The sequence below is a fragment of the Bacillus sp. CDB3 genome, from assembly GCF_002081505.1.
In the GTDB taxonomy this organism is placed as follows: Bacteria; Bacillota; Bacilli; order Bacillales; family Bacillaceae_G; genus Bacillus_A; species Bacillus_A cereus_AT.
The window spans coordinates 2,501-20,978 of the sequence record NZ_ALBR01000092.1 but is presented as its reverse complement, the minus strand read 5'-3'; the positions used below and the strand labels follow the sequence as shown (position 1 = coordinate 20,978).

The window sequence follows — 18,478 nt, the reverse complement described above, 5'->3', positions numbered from 1 at the left end:
TAGGTTGTATACCTGTACTACTCTTCCTGCTGATTTGCAGCACGCATACGTTCTTGTGGGTGCGTGTTAATTGTGCCGTTAGGTCGTTTCGAAGCGAAGCGTGATTTCGCTTTCGGCTGACCGTCGATTTTGCTGTTGTTTTTTGACTCAGACCAAAATTCGGCTTGTTTACCCATTGTGAACGCCCTCCTCATCATCAGTTGATACCTCTTTAAGAAGTATCACTTATAGAATGTGCAAAATAGAAGAAACTATCCTTTAGAAATAAAGGGATAAATAGGTAAAAGGAGACTAGAACATGAATGATATTTATGAAGCATTAACGAAAGAATTATTAGACAAGAATGACAAGCTTTCTTACGGACAAGCTCGTGCGTGGGTTGAATTACTGTGGGAAGATTTTCAAACAACTTATGCGAAATCAGGTCGTTACCAAGGTGAGGAAATGACTGAGCAAGTAGTACGAACATGGATTAATAATCATGGAGCGCGTCTTCATGAAATGCGTACAAATAATCCGAAGTATAGTCATTTAATCAATCAAGAAGATCATTTGAAACAATTAAAAAAGCGACTTAGTCGCTTTTTTTAATGTGGAAGCAATTCTAATTTCTTTCGAAGTTTTTCTTCGCTGAAAATCCATCCAGTATATGAACTAATAATATTTAAATTTTGATCGAGTTGAACGATTGCGACGAATGGATAATAATCTTTGCTTCGATACCGCAAATCAATGAACCGAACTTCATAATAGTTATCATAATCGAAAATATCCCAGCGATATACAGGTGAAAAAGATAAGAAAGCAGATATATTTTCATCTCGCACAGCAGCCTGCATAATGGCAGTATTCGGGAACGGTACGCGATCAAATTTATCGTATACAAGGATGTTACCGCGGTGCCATCTTGCGACGTAGTAATGTTCCGTTGTAACGACGGCTAAATGATAATGATAAAATTTGTAAGAAGGAGAAATAATTACTTTCTCTACATTTTTGAAACGTTTGTATACTACACTTTTAATATTTCGATGCATCATAACGCGGCCGATGTAGTAAACAAACATTAATATATACGCTGCTAAAGCAGTATATCCTTTATGTGATCCGACAAGCATACAAGCAATCGCAAGTATATGGATAAAGAAAATGACAGTATCGAACGTATTAATTATGCCAAGTGCTACCCATTTTTTGGTGAAGGGCCTTAATGCCTGTGTACCATAGGCATTGAAAATATCCACAAAGACATGAAGAAAGACGGCAATAAATGACCAAAGTAGTAGATGCAGATATGGAGCGTCTGAAAAGAAGGCGAACGAGATGCCACTTATAAGGAATGACCAAAGAATTACTGCAGGAATGGAATGAGTAATCCCGCGATGATTTCTTATATATTTAGCGTTATTACGCAATTTTAAAACTGTATCGATATCAGGAATATTGGAACCAGCAATTGTTGCAAGCATCACTGCTTGAGGCCCAATATCACTTTGTGCTATGGTTGGATCTAATGTTGCCAAACTGCCTAGAGTAACGCCCATAACAAGGTGAGTGGCTGTGTCCATAGAAATCCACCTCCGTTTTTTATTAATGTAACTCTTTTTATTCGATACCTCAAGTCCTTTGCCTTCTATTTCCTATGTCATCTTACTTAAATTTTTTCCTAAAATCTTTATAATAGTACGTATATGCAAAAAAATGAGGGGGATCAAGTTTGACACTTGAAATATTAAATAAGTTTAACATAGAGCAGTTTCAAAATGATTTAATTGGTTGGTTTGAAAAAGAACAACGTGATTTACCGTGGCGAAAAAATAAAGATCCATATCGTGTTTGGGTTTCGGAAATTATGTTACAGCAAACAAGGGTGGAAGCTGTAAAACCATATTACGCAAATTTTATGGGGAAGTTTCCTACGCTTGAAGCGTTAGCAAATGCCGATGATGAAGAAGTATTAAAAGCATGGGAAGGCTTAGGGTATTACTCTAGAGCACGAAATTTACATGCAGCAGTAAAGGAAGTAAAAGAAGTATACGGCGGGGAAGTACCAAGCGATGTAAAGAAAATCGAAAAACTAAAAGGAGTGGGACCATATACAAAAGGTGCCATTTTAAGCATTGCATACGGTATACCAGAGCCGGCGGTTGATGGGAACGTTATGCGCGTATTATCTCGTATTTTATCAGTGTGGGATGATATTGCAAAACCAAAAACGAGAAAAGTGTTTGAAGAGATTGTGCGTGAAATTATTTCGGCTAAAAATCCATCTTATTTTAATCAAGGTTTGATGGAATTAGGAGCATTAATTTGTATACCGAAAAATCCATCTTGTTTACTTTGCCCTGTACGTGAACATTGCAGGGGATATGCTGAAGGCGTTCAAAAGGAGTTACCAGTAAAAAGTAAAGCGAAGGCTCCTACGATGGTACCGATTGTTGCAGGGGTGCTTCAAACGGAAGATGGTCGTTACGTCATTAATAAACGTCCAAGTACCGGATTATTAGCTAACATGTGGGAGTTTCCGAATGCCGAACTTGGCGAAGGGATTCGGAATCAGAAGGAACAGCTTACAGATTATATGAAAGAAAAATTTGAGCTTTCGATTTCTATTGAAGAATACGCAATGAATGTGCAACATACGTTTACACATCGCACTTGGGATATATTCGTATTTTACGGAAAAGTAACCGGTGATATTGTTGAAACAGATACATTGAAATTTGTATCAAAAGAAGCATTTGAGCAGTTACCTTTCTCGAAATCGCATCGTACAATTTACGAAAATTGTGTGAAAAAAATTACAATGCAATAAAGTGAAACTTTAATCAGTGGGGGTTTTCTTCATCCCCCACTGATTATTAGCCTTCACCAATCGGGCATTTACGGGCAGCCCGCCCCAACCTAACTTCTTTGCTTTTGCTGCATTTTGAGGGGAGGGTCTTACTGCCCGGCGAATAGCGGGATAAATGAAAAAAACGTGTTCTAGAACTTTGGAACACGTTTTTTTATTGGGGGAAATTTGTATTTCGAGGCTAAAAATCCATGCTTTTATAATCCGCCACGTGACTCGATTTCTTTCACAATTTCTTTATAAATCGTTTGTCCCTCTACATTTAGATAAGGCATAATTTGCTGAAATGAATGATGAAAATGAGCCAATTCATCTTTGTTCCATTCATTTTTGGAAATCATAGTTAGCTCAGTCATATCACGTCCAGTATACATATTACCACCTCCATCATATGTAGTTTGAATGAGTGATAAGAGATATATGCGTGAATTTTTTAAAAGAAAATTAAGGATAACTTCTAAGTGAATTGGTTACATTATTGATTGTGGAGGTGAGAAAGATGAGTAAAAAACAACAAGGTTATAATAAGGCAACTTCTGGTGCTAGCATTCAAAGTACAAATGCTAGCTATGGTACAGAGTTTGCGACTGAAACGAATGTACAAGCAGTAAAACAAGCGAACGCACAATCAGAGGCACAGAAAGCACAAGCTTCTGCTGCTCAGAGTGCAAATGCTAGTTATGGTACAGAGTTTGCAACTGAAACAGATGTGCATGCAGTGAAAAAACAAAATGCACAATCAGCTGCAAAACAATCACAATCTTCTAGCTCAAATCAGTAATGATGGAAAAACACTTCTCCGTTCGAGAGAAGTGTTTTCTATGTGTGTGGGTCATTGTAATGAAAATAAAGGGAACGACATAACTTCTAATAAGTCAACAAATGTAGTCAAAGGAGAAAGAAGTGCGCGATTAGAAATATGTAATAGGAATTATAACTGGCGAATGAATTTAAAAGGGGGTAAGTGATGAACGATTTTGATAAGTTGGTAGGAGAGCAGTTGGAAACGATGGATGAGCTTTTAAAGTTACAATCGCATTTAGAGAAGTATCAGCAAATTGAAATGAGTGAAAGGGATACGTGCGATAAAAAAGAATTGCATTTTATCCGTCAAGAAATATATAGAACAGAAATAGCATTAAAACTTTTACATGAAAAATTTGAACAGCAAACGAATAATGTGATTCAATCTTTTGAAACCGAAAAAATAATTTCAAATTAAGGGTGAGATATGTTGTCGATTTTAGGTGAAAAGTCCTTTCTTAAACAGAGGTGAGGGGGCTTTTCTTTTTGTTATATCTTCGTTTGATCTTCTAAAATATGTATTGCTAATTCATAGGAAATGTTCCTTCGTTAAAAGGGTTGGTGATATGGTATTCAATAATACAAACTTCATTATATTCCTCATGAAAACTAGTGCCCTATCGCTTTAGTTTTAAAATTTTGACAAAAAAGTTATAATAGAAAAAAAGTGAATGCAGTTCAAGGGGTAGTTAAGACAACTTAAGAAAAGCATTTGCGGTTGAAAGAAGGGAGCATATATGGGATTTCCCAAAGAAGGAGAAAAGGTACAAATACATAGTTATAAACATAATGGCTCCATTCATAGAATGTGGGAAGAGACAACAATTTTAAAAGGGACGCAGAGCCTTGTGATCGGAGCAAATGATCGTACAGTAGTTACGGAATCAGATGGTCGAACATGGATTACTCGCGAACCTGCGATTTGTTACTTCCATGCTAATTATTGGTTTAATGTGATTGGAATGCTGAGAGAAGAAGGAGTGTATTATTATTGTAATTTAAGTTCTCCTTTTGCATATGACTCTGAAGCATTAAAGTATATTGATTACGACTTAGACATTAAAGTGTATCCAGATATGACATATACACTTTTAGATGAAGATGAGTATGAAAAGCATAGTCAGATCATGCAGTATCCACCTGTTATTGATACAATTTTAAAACGAAATGTAGCACATTTAACACAGTGGATTCATCAAAGAAAAGGTCCTTTTGCACCGGATTTCGTAGATATGTGGTACGAAAGATATTTAATGTACAGAAATTAAAACAAACCTGCAGGGGATTCCCCGGCAGGTTTGTCCTATTAGAGGGGGGATTATGTGCAAGGTATAAAAAGATATTTACAATTTGTTAAACCATATCGATGGCTCATTGCTATTACAATTATTATTGGTCTTGTTAAGTTCGGTATCCCGCTTATTATGCCATGGTTATTGAAGTATATTATTGATGATGTTATTCAAGGCACAGGCTCACTTCAAGAAAAAACGTCGCAATTAATAACCGCAATTGGGATTGCTTTTTTTATCTTTGCGGTATTAAGACCACCGATAGAATATTATCGTCAATATTTCGCGCAACGTATCGCCAATACAATACTATACGATTTACGAAAACATATTTTTGGACACTTACAAAAATTGAGCTTACGTTATTATTCGAACACAAAAACAGGGGAGATTATTTCACGTGTAATCCATGATGTAGAACAAACGAAGGATTTTGTAATTACCGGTCTTATGAATGTCTGGTTAGATACTGCAACAATTGTTATTGCCATTATCGTTATGTTTTCTATGAATATAAAATTAACCTTTGTTGCTTTATTAATCTTACCTATTTATGTAGTTGCAGTGAAATATTTTTTCGGACGCCTTCGAAAATTGACGAAAGAGCGCTCGCAAGCTTTAGCAACGATGCAAGGATATTTACATGAACGTATTCAAGGGATGCAAGTGACACGTAGCTTTGCATTAGAAGAGTATGAAAGAGGACAGTTTGAAAAGAGAAATAATGAATTTTTAACGAAAGCACTAACACATACAAGTTGGACGGCGAGAACGTTTTCGGCAGTGAATACGTTAACGGATTTAGGGCCGTTACTCGTTATTGGTTTTGCGGCGTATGAGGTAGTACAAGGATCATTAACACTGGGTACTATGGTGGCCTTTGTTGGATATATGGATAGTTTATATAGTCCGCTGCGTCGCCTCGTTAATTCATCTACAACATTAACACAATCTTTCGCCTCAATGGATCGAGTGTTTGAACTGTTAGATGAAAAATACGATATTGTTAATGTACCAAATGCGGTGCAAACGAAAAGGCTAGATGGAGAAGTTATATTTGATAATGTTTCTTTTCGTTATAATGCGGGTGAAAAAGAAATATTGCATAATCTGTCATTAACTATGCTGCCAGGAGAGAAGGTTGCGCTTGTAGGGGCAAGTGGTGGAGGAAAGTCATCAATCGCCAGTTTAATCCCGCGTTTTTATGATGTTTCTGAAGGAGCAGTTTATATAGACGGGATAGATGTAAGAAAGTATGATATGAGAAATTTACGTAGTAATATTGGAATTGTACTGCAAGATAATTTGTTATTTAGTGATACAATCGGGGCAAATATTTTATATGGAAATCCGAAAGCTACAGAGGCGGAAGTAATTTCAGCTGCTAAAGCTGCACAAATTCATGATTTTATTACAGAGTTGCCAGGTGGCTATGATACTGTCGTTGGGGAACGTGGTGTGAAATTATCTGGTGGACAAAGACAGCGTGTAGCAATCGCACGGGTTTTTCTAAAGAATCCGTCTTTACTTATATTAGATGAAGCAACTTCCGCTTTAGATTTAGAAAATGAACGATATATCCAAGAGGCACTGCAAACGTTAGCGGCAGATCGGACAACAATTATCATTGCACACCGATTAGCGACGATTACGCATGTTGATACAATTATTTATGTTGAAGATGGTGAAATAAAAGAAAAAGGTTCTCATGAAGAGTTAATGAAAAAGAGGGGATTTTATTACAATCTATATCAACTTCAGCATATAACAGAAACAGCTCCTTTAGCATAAAAGGAGCTGTTTTTTATTCGTCTTCTTTTTTATCTTCGATTTGGAGTTCACTCTCTGGTTTATGATATGTGTAGAAGCTATCCACAAGTAAATCTAAATGCTCTACTTCTTCACTATAGTTAATAATGGCAGAAATAAGAGGGAAGAGGTGTAGCCATGTTTTATACGCTTCCTCATCGTCCTTGTTTTGATAATCCATAAAGATATCAATTAACTCTTGTTTACCTGTTTCAACTTCATCAAGCATCTCAACGGATTGTTGTTTCTTTGCTTTACCAATAAATTTTAATAGCACTTGTTCGTGATAATGCGTTAATGAATCAAGTTCGTTTTGAATAGATTCCTGAAATTCTTCTGGCATATAGCGCAGTTCATTTTCAGTACGATGTAATGACTTTAACGTACTTAAAGCACGGCTTGTTGTCGCTAACATTTGTCTGAATAAAACGAGCTTACGAATTTTTGCAAACTTTACTTTTTTCGTGTAGCTTCTTTCTTCTTTATACAGCAAATAGTAATGGTTTAGTTTGATCATTTTTTCTTTCATACGATCAATATCAGTTTTTAACGTTGTGAAATCAGAAGCTTGCCTACTGTTCATACGAATCCATTTAACAATTTCCTCTGTATTATCAACGATGCGATGGTAAAGTTTTGTTTCATATTTTGGCGGCATAAATACTAAATTTACAAGCGAAGCCGCAATAATTCCAATCATAATCGTCGCAAATCGAAGTAAGGCAAAATTAAAGAAATCTTCGCCTTGATACTCCATAATGGCGATAACTGTTACTAAAGCGATTGATATTGTGTTTTCTAAACGTAATTGTAAAGTAAGAGCAATTACTAATATACACGTTAATCCAATAATAAAAGGATTATGTCCAAAAGCAGTAGCAAATACGATAGCGAATACCGCACCAATTACGTTTGCTTGAATTTGCTCAAGAGCTGTTAAATACGAGCGATATACAGACGGTTGAACAGCGAATATAGCTGAGATTCCCGCAAATACTGGACTCGGTAATTGAAGTAAAATACAAGCAAATAAAGCTAATGTGATGGCAATACCCGTTTTTAAAATGCGAGCACCAAGTTTCATACCCTTATTGATATCCTTTCTCTTGTCATAATGAATGTACAACATGATACTATACATTCATTACAATATGTTAGCAAGTGATATTTTAGTGACGTTAAAAAGTTTAATAAAGAAATTAAGATTAATTTATAATTTATCCAAATTCTCTTTAAACATCTATTCTTTAATAAAAAAACCTGCTGAAATTCAGCAGGTTTCAAATTGTTATTATAGATTACTATGCGATGCTTGCTTCGTCAATTTTTTTTATGAAAATAAATATTGTACATATCCCGCATTAACGCCCGATTGGTAAAGGCTAATAATCAGTGGGGGATGGACAATCCCCCCAATGATTAAAGTTTCACTTTATCATTCAGTTGAGATAGATGGGTCCGCCTGTTCTTTTTTCGGGATAATTTCATAGAAGTGAAGCTGGATATCATCTAATAATGGTGTTAATAAAGCGACTTCTTCATATTGTTCATGCTCATTTAATACACGAATGTAGTCTAATAATAATTCATTTACATCTTGCAAACCATTTTTACTAATTGGCTGCAATGTTACATTTGCACCTTTAGCGATTCTTTGTTTTAAGGCTTGCTCTGTTAAACCTAAGTTTGGCTCATGACGTAAATAAACAACACCACCAGTCATGCCGGCACAAATCCATGGACCAGGATCTCCTAAAACAAGAGCACGACCATTTGTCATATATTCAAAAGCGAACCCTTTTATATTGGAATATGCGCCTATATTCCCTTGTTTTTTTTCACGGAGTGGTTTTGTAATTCTACCTCCAATTATCATATCTGCCCCAGAAAGGCGAATGCCAGCACGAGCATCAGCGTTACCTTGCACGTATAATGCGCCTTTTTGAGCGCCGTACCCAAATCCTTTTCCGACAGAACCGTTATAATATGTTCCATCTTTTCCTTTTGCTTTCGTTATATAAATGCCACCACCAAATGAAGTTTTCCCAATGCCGTCTTGCGCACCGCCATTTACGTGTATAAATAAGTTCTCGCTATTGTACGCGCCTAACCCGTTTCCAGGAACAGAACCGTTTGTATACTTTAATGTAAGTGGTTCAAGATGAGTGTTTTCATATAATTTACTACGAACACGATAACAGGATTCTAGACCGCCCATTACACGGTGCTCTACGCCGACGCTTACTAATTCTTTTGACTGGAGAGAATTAGTTGATTCAAATTGTTTTTCTTGTACAGATTCCGTTATTTTTACGGAGGAATCTTCTATCGTTTGTATTAAGCTTTGTAAGTCTAATAAGTTCTTGCCTCGAGTTTGTTCTAATAAATCTGATCGCCCGACAATATCTTGTAAGTTTGTGTAACCGAGCTGCCCTGTTAAACGTTTTAGTTCTGTACCGAAAGTAGTGAATAGGTTTAATAGCCCGGCAACTGCGCTTTCTAATTCACGTGGAACGAAACGGCGCAGTCCATGTTCTTTTGCTTGAGCTTCAGATTCAATTTGTGTTGCAATTCCGACGTGACACGTATCGAGATGACAACCACGGCAAGTTGTACAGCCAATGGCAATCATTGATAATGTACCAAATCCAATCCGGTTTGCTCCAAGGAGCATGATTTTTAAGGCATCATTTACGCTTCGGATACCACCGTCTGCCCAAATCTCTACTTTATGTCTCATATGTGCTTCTAATAGAGCGTTATGTGCAGCTTTAACACCGATTTCTACAGGAAGACCTACATGTTGCAATGCATGAATACGTGCAGCACCTGTTCCGCCATCAAACCCGCTAATGTTAATAAAATCAGCACCAGCTTTTGCAATACCGACAGCAATTGTTCCGATGTTAGGAACGACAGGGACTTTTACGGCTACTTTTGCAAGGTGATTAGCCGTTTTAATTTCTGTAATCATTTGAGCTAAATCTTCAATTGAATAAATATCATGGTTGTTAGAAGGTGAAATTAAATCCGAACCAATTGTCGCATTACGTGCTTCAGCAATTTTGGCAGTTACTTTTGAACCAGGCAAATGTCCACCTTCACCAGGCTTTGCTCCTTGACCGATTTTTATTTCAATTAAATTTGATGAATTTAGTAGTTCAGCGTTTACTCCAAATCGACCAGATGCAACTTGTTGTCCGCGTGTATTTGGGTATTTGCCAATCATATCTTTAATTTCGCCGCCTTCACCGTTCAAACTAATCATATTTAGCTGATCGGCAGCTTCTGCATATGCACGGAAGGCTATTTCATTTTGAGAACCGAATGACATGGAACTAATAATAAATGGTAAATCATGATTGTGAATGCCGATGGACACTTCTTCAGTCGGAATTACATGTTTTGTTTGTTTTGTTTGAATAAGGTGCCTGATCGCGATAGAGTTATTTTCTTCTAATTCACTTAACTTGTCGCGGTAATCATCATAAGAGTTTCCTTTGGCAACATCACCAATTGCTTTCCAAATCCGCGGGAATATATGAAATGATTTTCTCATTCTAACTTGTGGATTGTTATAATCAATCGCACGAATTTTTGCATCTTCAGCAAGTGATTCAAGTGAAAATGCTAAATCATTTGAACCGAAGAAATTTGTAATTTGTAATGTGTTTGCGATTTCCTCATGTAATCCAATAGAGGAAAAGAGGCGACCGTAACCGCGTAATTCATGAATTCCAATCGTTGAAATTACTTTCTCTAGTCCTTTATTAAGTGCGGTATACAAGTTAGTAATTGATGCTTTTGTTCCATCATTTACAGTTGCGAATAATAAATATGGATTAATACTGTCTGCCCCTAATCCGTATAGCGTGACGATATCGTGTAAGGAGCGAAGGGCACCGGAACGTATAACGAGAGAGCATTTCCGGCGTAAGTTATTTTCAGTTAATGATTGATGTACTTTAGCGGTAACTAAATGTGGATCAATCCATAATAGTTCATTTTGATGAGAGTTAGCGTCATCTAATAATAGTAGGGAAGCCCCATTTTTAACGGCTGCTATCGCTTCGGAACTAATTCGATTTAACGCGCTTTGTAAAGTTTCTGATGGACTAAATGTAACAGAAATTGTAGAGACAGAGCTATGAGTGGTGAATAGCTGTATAAGTTGTTCGTACGTAATCGTCTGTAATTCTGCCGCAATAGGCTGAGCTAAACTTCCTTCTAAAATAATTGGTGAAAGCATCTCGATTACAAATGGTTGTTTAGAGTTATCTAATAAACTTGGACGTTCTCCGAGTACAGTGCGTGTGGAGAAGTGCTCGACTTCTCGATCACGATCGATGGCTGGATTTGTCACAACGGCTACACTTTCCTTAATGAAATCGGCAATATTTCGTCTATCTGTATCAAGTGCGGCAAGTGGAGAGTCATGCCCAAGTGAACGAATTGGTTCGACGCCTTTTGTCGCCATCTGTTCAAGGAGCTGAATATGTTCTCGATCCCAGCCGAAAGCGACGTATTGCTTCGTTTCAACTTGAACAGAATCACATAATCCTTGGGTTTCTTTCGTTTCAGGGATAGATAAGTTTAAATGATAATTGGTAACATCGATTCGTTTCTTAAAACGGTTGAATACTTCAATTTGATAATTGTCGTATTCATAGAGAACAAGCTCATCTTGTTCATTCCATTTTAATCCAACCTTTTCTCCAGGAGCGAGTGGTTTCGGCTCTGCTACATACTCAGTCGGTGATACAACTCCAGGTTCAGAAGAGAAAATATAGGAGCTCTCCGTCTCTACTTTCCAAACTGGGCGTAATCCAAGAGAATCGACACTGAAAACAGCTTCATCTTTATAACGTGAAATGATGCCAGCTGGACCTTGGGCGAAATGCCCCCAAGCCTCACGTATATAAGTGTATAAGTTTTGTAAGTTTGTTTCGTAAAGTTTTATTTCATTAATAATTGGTGGAAATAATATATCCATTGCTTCAAATAGGCTGTAGTTATACTGAACGAGAAGGGTTTCTAAGGTGCGATTTAAATCTTGGGAGTCACTGCCCCCAGCAGTAAGTGGTACATGAATCATTTCGGCTTGATCACGTAATTTGGCAATTGTATTAATTTCACCATTATGTCCGAGAATGCTAAATGGTTGTACACGAAAAAAATTAGATAATGTATTAGTAGAATAGCGATTATGTCCTAGTGTCATCGTTGAAGCGATAAGTGGGTGTTGTAAATCGTTGTAATAGGCAACAAGTGTATCTCCAGCACCTAGAACTTTATATACAACATGATCACGACTTAATGAAGCAACGTGAATCGCTTCATTTTTCTCTATTTTTATCGTTACAGCAAATAATGTTTGCTCAATATTTTTAACTTCATTTTCAGCGATAAGGGCAACTTGCCAAAATAAAGGTTCTTCTTGTTTACCAAGTGGCCCGAGTGCATCGGAATTTATGACATCATCACTTTCGAAAATAATTGTAAAGTTTTCATTGTTTAGTTGTGTACGAATTTGATTTTTTAAATCAGCAATATTTTCTTTTTTGTTTAGAAAAAAATGTCCAACGATAAAGTGGGGATGATCCACAATCGTTGGATTATATCCGCTACTTTTCAGTTTTTCATTCCAAAGTGCTTTTGGTACATCAATATGGATTCCAATACCATCTCCTTCGCCATTGATGAAACCAGCTCTATGGTTCATTTTGATTAGTGATTGTATACAAAGGTCGATATTTTCTTTTGTAGGAATTTTTCTTTTTTCCATAACGGAAACGATTCCACACGCATCATGTTCTGCATTTTTATAATTCCGAAATAAAGACGGTGTCCATTTATTTTTTTTATTGAGCATCCGTCAATCCCCCCTCTGGAAAATAAATTTTGAATAATCTTACTATTTAAGGCATAACTAGCCTTATATACAGGGATAGTAAGGATATAAAAGAATATAAAACAGATAATTATGAATAATTATACTATTAATAAGCAATTTATGAAATAGAAAAAAGGAAAAAAGAAAGGTTGCTTTCTTTTTTCCTTTTAATTATAGGGGTTATTTATTGTCTGCTAAAGCAGCAAATGCTCTGCCGACAGCTTCAATTGTATACTCAATATCTTCTTTTGTATGTTCTGTCGTTAAGAACCATGCTTCATATTTAGATGGTGCTAAATTAATACCTTCTTGAAGCATTAGCTTGAAGAATCTACCGAACATTTCCCCATCTGTATTTTTGGCTGCATCGTAATCTTCAATTGTATTTGTCGTGAAGTATACAGTTAATGCACCTTTTAGACGGTTTACTGTAATGTCGATGTTATGTTTTGTAGCTTGTTCTAAAATTCCTTTTTCAAGCATTGCGCCAAGTGCATCTAATTTCTCGTATATGCCTTCTTGTTGAAGTACTTCAAGGCATGCAATACCTGATGCCATAGAAGCAGGGTTCCCGGCCATTGTACCAGCTTGGTATGCAGGGCCGAGCGGAGCAACTTGTTCCATAATTTCTTTCTTACCACCGTAAGCGCCAATTGGAAGGCCGCCGCCGATAACTTTACCAAGTGCTGTTAAATCTGGTGTCACGCCAAGTAAGTCTTGAGCACCACCGTACATAAAGCGGAAAGCAGTAATAACTTCATCATAAATTACTAATGCACCAGCTTCATGGACAAGCTCATTTACTTTCTCAAGGAATCCAGGTTTAGGCTCTACGATACCGAAGTTTCCAACGATTGGTTCTACAAGAATAGCTGCTACTTCATGTCCCCATTTATCTAAAGCTTCTTTTAACGTGTCTACATTATTAAATGGAACAGTAATAACTTCTTGGGCGATACTTTGTGGCACGCCAGCTGAATCAGGAGTTCCAAGAGTAGAAGGACCAGAGCCTGCTGCTACAAGTACTAAATCAGAATGACCGTGGTAACAACCAGCGAATTTCATAATTTTTGTGCGGCCAGTGTAAGCACGAGCCACACGAATGGTTGTCATAACGGATTCTGTACCAGAGTTTACGAAGCGGACTTTATCTAAAGCGGGCATTGCTTCTTTTAACATTTTTGCGAATTTTACTTCTAGTGCTGTAGGAGTACCGTATAGTACGCCATTTTCAGCTGCTGTTGTAATTGCTTTTGTTATATGCGGGTGAGCATGTCCAGTAATAATAGGGCCATATGCTGCTAAATAGTCGATATATTTATTGCCATCTACATCCCAGAAATAAGCACCTTTTCCGCGTTCCATTGCAACCGGAGAACCGCCTCCAACTGCTTTGAAAGAACGGGAAGGACTGTTAACACCACCAACGATATGTTCTAAAGCTTCCTTATGTAACGCTTCTGATTTTGTGAAATTCACTTCAATTCATCTCCTTACAAAAATCTATGTATTATTCTAACATGTTTTTTGAAAAGACGTATTGTTTGTGATAGAAGGAGCAGTTGGGTAAACTATTCGTTGTGACATTTAGGAAGGGGGTCCGATTATGAAATCGGTAATTGAGGTACAAGGGTTACGTAAAGAGTTTACAGCCTATTCAAGTCGTCCGGGATTAAAGGGTGCATTTCGCGATTTATTAAATCGTAATTATAAAATAGTACCAGCAGTAAATGATGTTTCTTTTACTGTGAAGCAAGGTGAAATGGTCGGTTATATTGGTGAGAATGGTGCTGGTAAATCAACGACGATTAAAATGCTTACAGGGATTTTGACTCCGACATCAGGACAAATTACAGTGAATGGAATGAATCCGCACAAACAAAGAGAAGAATTTGTAAGAACAATCGGTGTTGTGTTTGGTCAGCGTTCTCAGCTTTGGTGGGATATCGCTGTACAAGAATCGTTTCGTTTATTGAAGAAAGTGTACGGTGTATCGGATGCTCAGTATAAGGAACATATGGAACATGTTATTGAAACATTAGATATTGGTCCTTTATTGGATAAACCGGTGCGGAAATTATCTCTTGGTCAAAGAATGCGTTGTGAATTGGCAGCGGCATTAATTCATAATCCGCCATTATTATTTTTAGATGAGCCAACAATTGGACTTGATGTTCTTGTGAAACTGAAAATACGAGAATTTTTAAAAGAGATGAATGAACGTTATAAAACAACAATTTTATTAACGACACATGATATTACTGATATTGAAGCTTTATGTGAACGTGTCATCATGCTTGATGAAGGAAACATTATGTATGACGGATCTTTAGATAATCTTCGCACACAGTGGGGAGCAGAAAAAGAAATACATTTTCAGTTTATTGCCCCGGTTTCATACCAGGAGTTATCGATGGTTATGCCAGATAATCATGTCGTTTGGTCAAAAGCGAAAGAGGAAAATGCGTGGATTGCAAAAATACCGAATGAAGAGGTTATCATTTCTATGCTGATTTCTAAAGTAGTACAGGCCTTTCAAATTAAAGATTTAAAAATTAATGAAGTGTCTACAGAGGAAATTATTCGTAACATTTATGAAGAAGGTATTATGCATGGGTAAGTATATTGAAATGATTCGCATTCGCTTTTTAATGATGCTCGCCTATCGTACGAATTATTACAGCGGGATTTTAATTTATACGATTAATATCGGTGCGTATTATTTTTTATGGCAAGCGATTTATAGTGGGAAAGAGAATATTGAAAGTTTATCTATTTCGCAAATGACTACGTATATTGCGATCGCATGGATGGCACGTGCTTTTTATTTCAATAATATAGATAGAGAAATTGCGATGGAAATTCAAGAAGGACGTGTGGCGGTAGAGCTAATTCGTCCGTATAACTATTTAGGTATGAAAGTTATGCAAGGTCTTGGAGAAGGGATATTTCGTTTTGCTTTCTTTTCAATTCCAGGTATGGTCATCGTTACATTGTTATTTTCATTACAAATTACAACGGATTTTCAAACGTGGTTATTTTTCTTCTTATCTTTAATATTTAGTTTTATCATTAATACACAAATAAATTTAATGACCGGAATGCTTACATTCTTCTTATTTAATAATAGTGGAATTATGTATGCGAAACGTGTTGTTATTGATTTATTTTCTGGTTTATTATTACCGATTAGTTTTTATCCGTTATGGGCCCAAAAAGCAATGGTGTTTTTACCGTTTCAAGCAATTAGTTATATTCCGAGTATGATTTTCTCTGAAGGTATACAAGGAAGTAAGTTATATGAAGCTTTATTATTTCAATTGATTTGGGCAATTATACTTATTATTCCAATTGTACTGATGTGGAAAACGGCGAGAAAACGTTTAATTGTACAAGGGGGATGATGAGATGCTATATATAAAATTGTTTTTACAATATGCAAGTCAATATATAAAAACAAAATTGGAGTATCGGGGCGATTTTATCGTCGGATTACTTTCAGATTTATCACTACAAGCCGTTAATTTAATCTTCATTCTTGTTGTGTTTGGACATACCCAAGCACTAAAAGGGTGGAGCCGAGAAGAAGTAATCTTTATTTACGGTTTCTTTTTAGTACCGTTTGCCATTTTTTCAGCTTTCTTTAATATATGGGACTTTAATGATCGTTACATTATTAAAGGTGAAATGGATCGTATATTGACGAGACCAATTCATAGCTTATTTCAAATTATATTAGAAAGAATGGAACTTGAATCTTTAATTGGAGCGGTTACAGGAATTATTGTAATGGGCTATGCAGCAGTGGAACTAAATTTATCTTTTTACTGGTATGATTTCTTCCTATTCTTACTGATGGTAGGGGGAGGGGCGCTTGTGTACGGCGGGATATTTGTTACACTTGCAAGCCTTGGGTTTTGGTCGGATGCGAAAAGTTCGATTATGCCACTTATGTATAACATAGGGAATTATGGACGCTATCCTGTTGATATTTATAACCGTGTTATTCGCTTTATTTTAACGTTTGTTTTACCGTTTGCATTTGTGGGAGTATATCCAGCAGCATACTTTTTAAGAAAAACAGAGTGGAATAGCTATGCTTTTGCGACACCATTTGTTGGTGTTATCTGTTTTACTATTGCAATTACCCTTTGGAATCAAGGGGTCAAACGATATCGCGGTGCAGGAAATTAATTATAGAAGCTTGTTCGTTTCTAAGGGATAAATCATCTATAGTCCTCATACATATAAAATGAGGTGGAGGACATGTTATGGGGATTTATTCTATTAATTGTAGCAATCGCTATTTTGAGAAGTGTCCAATTATTATGGAGTTCATATTCAGATTCCAAACGTTTCTTTTCGCTGTATAATTTAGCCACGTTGTTTTTAATTTATACAACGGTATTGATTGCGTTTGGATTAAGTTATGTTGTATTAGAGGAAATGGGTTTTGCAGTTTTGAAAGAAGATGGGGATAGGTTAAGTGCTCATTCCTTTCAACTTGTTGAAATATGTTTATATTTTAGCGCAGTTACTTTATTGTCCGTTGGATATGGGGATATAGCTCCGATTGGAATCGGAAGATGGATTGCAATTGGAGAGGCGCTAATTGGATATACATTACCGTTTGCCTTTGTGGTAAGGACTGTAATGGACAATGAAAAATAAGGTAGTATTTGTTATAGTAATGGAAAAGAGAAGGAGTGACAACAATGATCACAGTAGGAGAAATGGCACCGGAATTCACATTAGAGGGAAGTAACGGAGAACAAGTTCGTTTAGCTGATTTCCGAGGTAAAAATGTAGTTTTATATTTTTATCCGAAAGATATGACTCCAGGGTGTACAACTGAAGCATGTGATTTTCGTGATGCATATGGATTATTCCAAGAGAAGGATACGGTCATCCTTGGTGTAAGCCCTGATTCGGTGAATAGGCATATGAAATTTATTGAAAAACATGAGCTCCCATTTGCACTTTTAGTAGATGAAGATCATAAAGTAGCAGAATTGTACAATGTTTGGAAGTTGAAAAAGAACTTCGGAAAAGAGTACATGGGAATCGAGCGCTCTACATTCCTTATTAATAAAGACGGCGAGCTTGTAAAAGAATGGCGTAAAGTGAAAGTGAAAGGACATATTGAGGACGTTCTTTCTTATATAAAATAAATCTATAGTGGAGATAAAATATATAGAAGTAAGGCAAGTGTCTATACATATTTTATCGTCTTACATAAAGTGGAAGTGTAGGGCATACCTCCTCAGATGATAGTATTCCAAGTGCGATTATGTCGCACTTTTTTCTATGTAAATGTATAGAAACTGGGGAAAGATACATAAGAATAAGGCTATATACAAAAATAAACCACATACTTATAGTAGAAATATTGACGATTTATAAGAAAAGGAGTACACTCTTTATAAGAATTATAAAATAATAATCCGTATAGAATCGGGGTGCATGACGGTGGTCAAAGAAGAATTAAAAGAAGCGCTAGAAATGCTGAAAAATACGGGTGTACGCATTACTCCACAGCGTCATGCTATTTTAGAGTACCTTGTGGAATCCATGACGCACCCAACAGCGGATGACATTTATAAAGCATTAGAAGGTAAGTTTCCGAATATGAGTGTTGCAACTGTTTATAATAACTTACGTGTATTTAAAGAAGTTGGACTTGTAAAGGAATTAACTTATGGAGACGCTTCAAGTAGATTTGATTATGTTACAAGTCAACATTATCATGTGATTTGTGAAAAATGTGGTAAGATTGTTGATTTTCCTTATGGAGGATTGGAACAGCTTGAAGAGGAAGCTGCGAA

General features: G+C 36.4%; 18 protein-coding genes (1 of these 18 only partly in view). 12 read left to right on the top strand and 6 right to left on the bottom strand.

The genetic code is table 11. The annotated features are described in order from the left end of the window. Nucleotides 1–17: 17 nt before the first annotated feature. The gene (locus CDB3_RS22285) at nt 18–176 is read right to left on the bottom strand and encodes a small, acid-soluble spore protein K (RefSeq protein WP_000517891.1); all 159 of its coding nucleotides are present in this window, start codon (nt 174–176) and stop codon (nt 18–20) included. A 122-nt stretch (nt 177–298) separates the two neighbouring features. Here CDB3_RS22285 and CDB3_RS22280 point away from each other — a divergent pair, with 122 nt between their 5' ends. Continuing rightward, nucleotides 299–592, top strand: a complete 294-nt coding sequence (locus CDB3_RS22280) for a YfhJ family protein (RefSeq protein ID WP_128855985.1) — start codon at nt 299–301, stop codon at nt 590–592. Here the strand turns inward: CDB3_RS22280 and CDB3_RS22275 are convergent. Beyond that, a complete protein-coding gene (locus CDB3_RS22275; protein ID WP_000379144.1) occupies nt 589–1,569 on the bottom strand; it encodes a metal-dependent hydrolase in 981 nt (326 codons plus the stop codon). The genes CDB3_RS22280 and CDB3_RS22275 overlap by 4 nt on opposite strands. Before the next feature lie 149 nt (nt 1,570–1,718). Here CDB3_RS22275 and mutY point away from each other — a divergent pair, with 149 nt between their 5' ends. After that, a complete protein-coding gene (mutY, locus tag CDB3_RS22270; RefSeq protein WP_128855984.1) occupies nt 1,719–2,816 on the top strand; it encodes an A/G-specific adenine glycosylase in 1,098 nt (365 codons plus the stop codon). A gap of 236 nt (nt 2,817–3,052) precedes the next feature. Here mutY and CDB3_RS31815 read toward each other — a convergent pair whose 3' ends face one another. Then, nucleotides 3,053–3,229: a hypothetical protein gene (locus CDB3_RS31815; RefSeq protein WP_002094743.1), complete on the bottom strand. Its 177-nt coding sequence runs from the start codon at nt 3,227–3,229 to the stop codon at nt 3,053–3,055. Nucleotides 3,230–3,354: 125 nt separating this feature from the next. Here CDB3_RS31815 and CDB3_RS22260 point away from each other — a divergent pair, with 125 nt between their 5' ends. From CDB3_RS22260 to CDB3_RS22245, 4 genes are all read left to right on the top strand, one after another. After that, nucleotides 3,355–3,636, top strand: coding sequence for a gamma-type small acid-soluble spore protein (locus tag CDB3_RS22260; protein ID WP_000039043.1), 282 nt, complete (start codon nt 3,355–3,357; stop codon nt 3,634–3,636). Nucleotides 3,637–3,822: 186 nt separating this feature from the next. Continuing rightward, nucleotides 3,823–4,077, top strand: coding sequence for a YgaB family protein (locus tag CDB3_RS22255; protein ID WP_000997589.1), 255 nt, complete (start codon nt 3,823–3,825; stop codon nt 4,075–4,077). Nucleotides 4,078–4,396: 319 nt separating this feature from the next. Next, nucleotides 4,397–4,927 (top strand): nucleoside tri-diphosphate phosphatase, encoded by a 531-nt coding sequence (gene ntdP, locus CDB3_RS22250; protein ID WP_000506627.1) that lies wholly within the window; start codon nt 4,397–4,399, stop codon nt 4,925–4,927. A gap of 54 nt (nt 4,928–4,981) precedes the next feature. Then, nucleotides 4,982–6,742 (top strand): ABC transporter ATP-binding protein, encoded by a 1,761-nt coding sequence (locus CDB3_RS22245; RefSeq protein ID WP_128855983.1) that lies wholly within the window; start codon nt 4,982–4,984, stop codon nt 6,740–6,742. Between the two features lie 13 nt (nt 6,743–6,755). On the opposite strand, the gene CDB3_RS22240 is transcribed toward CDB3_RS22245, so the two are convergent. The 3 genes from CDB3_RS22240 to hemL all read right to left on the bottom strand — a co-directional run bounded on the left by CDB3_RS22240 (nt 6,756) and on the right by hemL (nt 14,132). Further along, nucleotides 6,756–7,844 carry an aromatic acid exporter family protein gene (locus tag CDB3_RS22240; protein ID WP_128855982.1) on the bottom strand — a complete coding sequence of 363 codons (1,089 nt, stop codon included), beginning with the start codon at nt 7,842–7,844 and terminating at the stop codon, nt 6,756–6,758. 351 nt (nt 7,845–8,195) lie between these two features. Then, nucleotides 8,196–12,632, bottom strand: coding sequence for a glutamate synthase-related protein (locus CDB3_RS22230; RefSeq protein WP_128855980.1), 4,437 nt, complete (start codon nt 12,630–12,632; stop codon nt 8,196–8,198). A 201-nt stretch (nt 12,633–12,833) separates the two neighbouring features. After that, nucleotides 12,834–14,132: a glutamate-1-semialdehyde-2,1-aminomutase gene (hemL, locus tag CDB3_RS22225; protein ID WP_128855979.1), complete on the bottom strand. Its 1,299-nt coding sequence runs from the start codon at nt 14,130–14,132 to the stop codon at nt 12,834–12,836. Between the two features lie 127 nt (nt 14,133–14,259). Between hemL and CDB3_RS22220 the strand changes: the two genes are divergently transcribed. The 6 genes from CDB3_RS22220 to perR all read left to right on the top strand — a co-directional run. Continuing rightward, complete coding sequence (locus CDB3_RS22220) at nt 14,260–15,273, top strand: ABC transporter ATP-binding protein (protein WP_128855978.1); 1,014 nt, start codon at nt 14,260–14,262, stop codon at nt 15,271–15,273. Then, nucleotides 15,266–16,057 carry an ABC transporter permease gene (locus CDB3_RS22215; RefSeq protein WP_097828880.1) on the top strand — a complete coding sequence of 264 codons (792 nt, stop codon included), beginning with the start codon at nt 15,266–15,268 and terminating at the stop codon, nt 16,055–16,057. Before CDB3_RS22220 ends, CDB3_RS22215 begins: the two co-directional genes overlap by 8 nt. A 4-nt stretch (nt 16,058–16,061) precedes the next feature. Further along, a complete protein-coding gene (locus tag CDB3_RS22210; RefSeq protein ID WP_128855977.1) occupies nt 16,062–16,847 on the top strand; it encodes an ABC transporter permease in 786 nt (261 codons plus the stop codon). A 72-nt stretch (nt 16,848–16,919) separates the two neighbouring features. After that, nucleotides 16,920–17,324, top strand: a complete 405-nt coding sequence (locus CDB3_RS22205) for a potassium channel family protein (RefSeq protein ID WP_097828878.1) — start codon at nt 16,920–16,922, stop codon at nt 17,322–17,324. A gap of 44 nt (nt 17,325–17,368) precedes the next feature. Then, nucleotides 17,369–17,824: a thioredoxin-dependent thiol peroxidase gene (bcp, locus tag CDB3_RS22200; RefSeq protein WP_128855976.1), complete on the top strand. Its 456-nt coding sequence runs from the start codon at nt 17,369–17,371 to the stop codon at nt 17,822–17,824. A gap of 298 nt (nt 17,825–18,122) precedes the next feature. Continuing rightward, nucleotides 18,123–18,478, top strand: partial view of a peroxide-responsive transcriptional repressor PerR gene (perR, locus tag CDB3_RS22195; RefSeq protein ID WP_000237831.1) — the 5' portion only. The gene runs 73 nt beyond the window's last position; the window shows 356 of its 429 coding nt (coding positions 1–356); its start codon is at nt 18,123–18,125; its stop codon lies beyond the right edge, outside the window.

Coding starts and splice junctions, on each gene's coding strand:
- CDB3_RS22285 (WP_000517891.1), bottom strand. CDS start 176: ATGGGTAAACAAGCCGAATTTTGGTCTGAGTCAAAAAACAACAGCAAA.
- CDB3_RS22280 (WP_128855985.1), top strand. CDS start 299: ATGAATGATATTTATGAAGCATTAACGAAAGAATTATTAGACAAGAAT.
- CDB3_RS22275 (WP_000379144.1), bottom strand. CDS start 1,569: ATGGACACAGCCACTCACCTTGTTATGGGCGTTACTCTAGGCAGTTTG.
- CDB3_RS31815 (WP_002094743.1), bottom strand. CDS start 3,229: ATGTATACTGGACGTGATATGACTGAGCTAACTATGATTTCCAAAAAT.
- CDB3_RS22260 (WP_000039043.1), top strand. CDS start 3,355: ATGAGTAAAAAACAACAAGGTTATAATAAGGCAACTTCTGGTGCTAGC.
- CDB3_RS22255 (WP_000997589.1), top strand. CDS start 3,823: ATGAACGATTTTGATAAGTTGGTAGGAGAGCAGTTGGAAACGATGGAT.
- ntdP (WP_000506627.1), top strand. CDS start 4,397: ATGGGATTTCCCAAAGAAGGAGAAAAGGTACAAATACATAGTTATAAA.
- CDB3_RS22240 (WP_128855982.1), bottom strand. CDS start 7,844: ATGAAACTTGGTGCTCGCATTTTAAAAACGGGTATTGCCATCACATTA.
- CDB3_RS22230 (WP_128855980.1), bottom strand. CDS start 12,632: ATGCTCAATAAAAAAAATAAATGGACACCGTCTTTATTTCGGAATTAT.
- CDB3_RS22220 (WP_128855978.1), top strand. CDS start 14,260: ATGAAATCGGTAATTGAGGTACAAGGGTTACGTAAAGAGTTTACAGCC.
- CDB3_RS22215 (WP_097828880.1), top strand. CDS start 15,266: ATGGGTAAGTATATTGAAATGATTCGCATTCGCTTTTTAATGATGCTC.
- CDB3_RS22210 (WP_128855977.1), top strand. CDS start 16,062: ATGCTATATATAAAATTGTTTTTACAATATGCAAGTCAATATATAAAA.
- CDB3_RS22205 (WP_097828878.1), top strand. CDS start 16,920: ATGTTATGGGGATTTATTCTATTAATTGTAGCAATCGCTATTTTGAGA.
- bcp (WP_128855976.1), top strand. CDS start 17,369: ATGATCACAGTAGGAGAAATGGCACCGGAATTCACATTAGAGGGAAGT.